The following is a 4379-nucleotide window of genomic DNA, read 5'->3' as shown; positions in this document are numbered from 1 at the left end:
CGGTCCTCGGTAGGGGGCCACAGCCGGGGGTGGCGTGGTCGGTGGTCGGGCCAAGGATCCCGAACTGAGTTCCTGGCCTTCGTTGTCGGTGACTGTGAGGCGGTGCGCAGGCCCGGTGAGGGTGATGCCCCCAGGTGATGCAGCCGATGGTGGTAAGGGCAGAGCAAAACCAGATTGTCGAGTTCGGTGGGGCCGCCGTCTTCCCAGTGCCGCAGGTGATGAGCGTGCAGGCCGCGGGTGGCGCCGCAGCCGGGGACCACGCAGCAGCGGTCCCGATGCTCCAAAGCCCGGCGTAGCCGCCGGTTGACGGTGCGGGTGGCCCGACCGGCGCCGATGACCCGGCCGTGGCGTTCGAACCACACCTCACAGGTCGCATCACAGAGCAGCAAGCGGCGTTCACTGTCGGACAACAGCGGCCCCAGATGCAGCGACGCGACGTGTTGGTCGACGTCGACGTGCATCACCGCGGTGGTGCGTTGCCCGTGCGGGCGGCGGGCGACTTCGGTGTCCCAGCCGGCTTCGACCACACTCATGAACGCATCCACGGTGCTCGGCAACGGCGGCGCTTGATCCGACAACGGTCCACCGGTGTCGTGGTCGTGTCGCCACGCGGCGACCAGCGCATCAAGATGAGACGCCAGCGCGGCGTCGACGACCGCCGCCTCAGCATGCGGCAGCCGGATCCGGTAGGTGGCGTGGGTGTCGTCGCCGGTCTTGACGACCGACCGCTCCCACACCGGCTCCGGCTCCGGTTCCGGTTCGGGTTCGGGTTCGTGTCGGGGTGCAGCCTTGAGGGCGATGCGCAGTTGGGTGACTGTCGCCGATTCGGCCAGTTCGGCGTAGTGAGCATCGGAACCCTCGGCGGCCCGCTCGGCGATCACACCGACCTGATCCAGTGACAACCGGCCGGTGCGCAGGCCCTCGGCGCAGCGGGGGAACGCCTCGAGGCGTTCAGCGACCGCCACCAACGTCTCGGCATTGTGCGGGGAGGTGCCCAGTTTCCACGCCATCAGCGCCGCCACCGAGCGGGCCCCCGTCAAACCGCAGAGTTCGTCGCGGTCGATCTCAGCGACGATCTCCACGATCCGCCCATCGATCGCATTACGCTGCCCCGCCAACTGCGCCAACTCGGCGAACAACACCTCCAAACGCTCCTTGGGAGCCAAAGAAGTTGCCGCCGAAGACATGACTTCATCAAAACAGAAGCCACCGACAAGTCTTCCCTACCTGCGCAGGCAAGCGGGACATCGAAACTAGCGCGCGACGGCCGGTTCGGTCTCGTCGTCGACCGAGCTGTCCAGCGGCGTCGGATCCGCCCGTCGTTCCCAGCGGCGCAACGCATTCCGGCACGGGGATTCCACCAGCGCGTAACTCACCGCGGCGATCGCGAAGCCGAACACCACCGTCAGCACCAACACCACCGGCATGTGCCCGTTGAACGCGAACTCGCCGATCACCGGGAAGACCATGGCCAGCGCCGCCAGGTGCCAGACGAACAGGCCGTAGGACCACCGTCCCAGGGTCACCATCGTGGGGCTTCCCAGGATGGTGTGTGAGGTGTCCGGCCGGTCGAGCACCAACGGCGCCAACAGCGCTCCGGCCACGATCGCGCCCATCGCGGTCTTGAGGACGAACTGGTCCACCGTGCCGGGGGTCAGTCCTTCCGGACCGGCCGCCGGGGAGGCAGCCACCAGGAACGCCGCCACCGCGATGACCGCCATCACCACGCGGCGCCGGGCCAGGCGGTGCATCCACCCGACGGGGCTGACCGTCAACTCCGCGAGCAGCATTCCGGCCGCGAACCACGACAGAAACGCCGGCGGCCAGTTCAGCGGGTTGACCCCGAACGCCGGCTCCGCGGGGATCAGCTGCCACATCACCGCCCAGCCGAGGCTGATGACCGCGGCCGCGGCGATCACCCCGATGCGGGCGCGTACCGGAACCCACCGCACCAGCAGCGCCAGCAGCGGAAGGGCGATGTAGAAGGCCACTTCCACTGACAGGCTCCACATCTGGGTCAGGCCGGCGGTCAGCGTGAACGGCACATAGATCTGCGTCAGCGTCAGGTTCGCCAGCCACACCGTCAGGTCGGGCTCGGCGTCGGGAAGCAGGGTCAGGATCACCACGACGGCCACCAGGTAGCCCGGCATGATGCGGACGATGCGGGAGCGCAGGTAGTGGCCGGTCGATGGGCGCGAGCGCAGTCCGCGCGCGGCCGCGGCATGCCCGCGCCACAGCAGAAACCCCGACAGCGCGAAGAACACGGCGACCGCCAGGTCGAACCGGCCGAGCAGTCGTCCGGAGATCCCGCCGGTGTTGCCGGTCTGGAAGGCGACGTGGGTGACGACGACCCCGATGGCCGCGCAGGCACGCATGCCTTCGACGGCGGGCAGGAACCCACGGGTTCCTCCCACGGGGCTCGGTGGCGTCGCCGTGACGGGGCTGGTCACGAAGAACAGTGTGCCCGGCCGGTCGACCGGCCGGAATACGGGTAGTCATGACGCGGCGTCGCACCCGAAGGTGGCTGTCGCCGACACGTCGCAGTAAGCGAAGACCTCAGCTTGTGCTGTTAGGGTCGAACGGGTTTTTGATCGTCACCGGCAGCCCGACACACCGAGGTAGGGGCTGGTGACGGCGCGCGAAGGGAGACACGGATTGAACCGCGCAGTTGCGTTGCGGATCGCCGCGTGCGGGATCATGGGCCTCGGTGCCGCCCTGCTCATCGCCGCGTTGCTGCTGTCGACCTACACCACGAGCAGAATCGCCAAGATCCCGCTGGACATCGACGCCACCGTCGTCAGCGACGGCACCGGCGACGCATTCGATCCGGCATCGCTGCTCGGTGAACGGTTCATCGTCAACGAGGATATTCCGTTGGTGATGCAGGAGCAGATCAGCGTGGAGTCGCCGTCGAACGCCGACGTGGTGACCCTGCAGGTCGGCAGCACGCTCCGGCGCAGCGATCAGCAGCAGGACAACGGCCTGCTGCTGGCGATGGTCGACACCGTCACCCTCGACCGAAAGACGGCCCTGGCGGTCTCCAGCGAGAGCAATCCCGGCGGCGCCGTCCAGAAGCCCCGGGCGATCGAGGACGAGAATCCGCCGACCAACATCGCGCTGCCGCACGAGGGGCTGTCGTACCGCTTCCCGTTCGACACCGAGAAGAAGACCTACCCGTACTTCGACCCGATCGCCCAGCAGGCCTACGACGCCAATTACTCCGGCGAAGAGGACGTCAACGGTCTGACTGCCTACAAGTTCACGCAGAACGTCGGCTACGACGCCGACGGTGAACTCGTCGAGCCGGTCAGGTACGCCTCGCTGTACGACGACGACGCCGACAGCCAGGCGACGGCGCCGGCCCGCCTGTGGGGCGTCGAAGGAGACCCCGAGGAACAGATCACGATGTCGCGGTACTACGCCGCGCAGCGCACGTTCTGGGTGGATCCGGCGTCGGGCACGATCCTCAAGCAGACCGATCGGGCTTACCACTACTACGCGCGGGACGCTCTCGAGCCGGAGGTGACCTTCGCCGATTACAGCGTGACCACCAACGAGGAGTCGGTCGAATCCCAGGTGGCCGCCGCCAAGGACGAGCGTGACCGGGTCGCGCTGTGGGGGCGGATCCTGCCGATCACATTCACCGCGCTGGGGCTGATCGCCCTGGTCGGTGGCGCCCTGCTGGGGACGTTCAGCCTCCGCGCGGAGTCCCTGCTGATCGACCCCGGTCTCGATGACACCGGCCAGCGGTTCTTCGGCGGCCGCGGCGACGAGGGTGAACCGGTCCCCGGCGCGGAGGCCAAGACCGAGAAGCTGCCCGCGCAGCGGCCGTCCGATCTGCCACCGGACAAACCGGTCTGATCGCCCGCTCCCTTCCGCGCCTGCTGGCGCCGGCCTACGCGTTGGTGCTGACCCTCGCGGTGACGGGGCCGCTGCTCGCGCCCGGCTACCTGCTGCTGCGCGACGCGGTCTCCACGCCGCGGTCCTATCTGTCCGATTCGGCGCTCGGGCTGTCCCAGGCCGCGCCGCGGGCGTTGCCGCAGGACTATGCGGTCGCGCTGGCGTCGGCAGTGTTGGACGGCGGCGTGGTGGTCAAGGCGTTGCTGGTCCTCGGCCTGTGGTCGGCGGGCTGGGGGGCGGCGCGCCTGGCGGCCACCGTGCTGCCCGACGCCGGCCTCGCCGGGCAGTGTGTCGCGGTCACCATCACGATCTGGAATCCCTATGTCGCAGAGCGGCTCCTCCAGGGGCACTGGAGCCTGCTGGTGGGCTACGGCTGTCTGCCGTGGGTGGCCGCGACCGTGCTGTCTCTGCGCGGCCACCTCACCTCGCCGGAACGGTATTCCAGCAGCGAAAATCCGGGAAAAAGCCTGCTGGAATAC

At 68.6% G+C, this 4379-nt stretch carries 3 protein-coding genes and 1 pseudogene; 2 read left to right on the top strand and 2 right to left on the bottom strand.

Annotated elements, in window-relative coordinates; all coding sequences use genetic code 11:
• Window positions 1–1187 (bottom strand): annotated as a pseudogene (locus tag WA944_RS22320) (HNH endonuclease signature motif containing protein); the annotation flags it as partial.
• A 66-nt stretch (window positions 1188–1253) separates the two neighbouring features.
• Entirely contained in the window at window positions 1254–2375 is a 1122-nt protein-coding gene (locus WA944_RS22315; protein WP_526371948.1) for an acyltransferase family protein, read from the bottom strand.
• Between the two features lie 280 nt (window positions 2376–2655).
• Here WA944_RS22315 and pgfA point away from each other — a divergent pair, with 280 nt between their 5' ends.
• Both pgfA and WA944_RS22305 read left to right on the top strand, forming a co-directional pair.
• Window positions 2656–3861: a cell envelope lipid trafficking protein PgfA gene (gene pgfA / locus WA944_RS22310; RefSeq protein ID WP_526608229.1), complete on the top strand. Its 1206-nt coding sequence runs from the start codon at window positions 2656–2658 to the stop codon at window positions 3859–3861.
• The coding region (locus WA944_RS22305) for an MmpA family trehalose lipid delivery protein (RefSeq protein WP_526647346.1) at window positions 3861–4379 on the top strand (519 nt) is incomplete at its 3' end. The genes pgfA and WA944_RS22305, both read left to right, overlap by 1 nt.

The sequence above is a fragment of the Mycobacterium sp. genome, assembly GCF_049683355.1.
Taxonomy (GTDB): domain Bacteria; phylum Actinomycetota; class Actinomycetes; order Mycobacteriales; family Mycobacteriaceae; genus Mycobacterium.
Note: the sequence above shows the minus strand (reverse complement) of the source record. Positions and strands in the feature narration are given on the sequence as shown.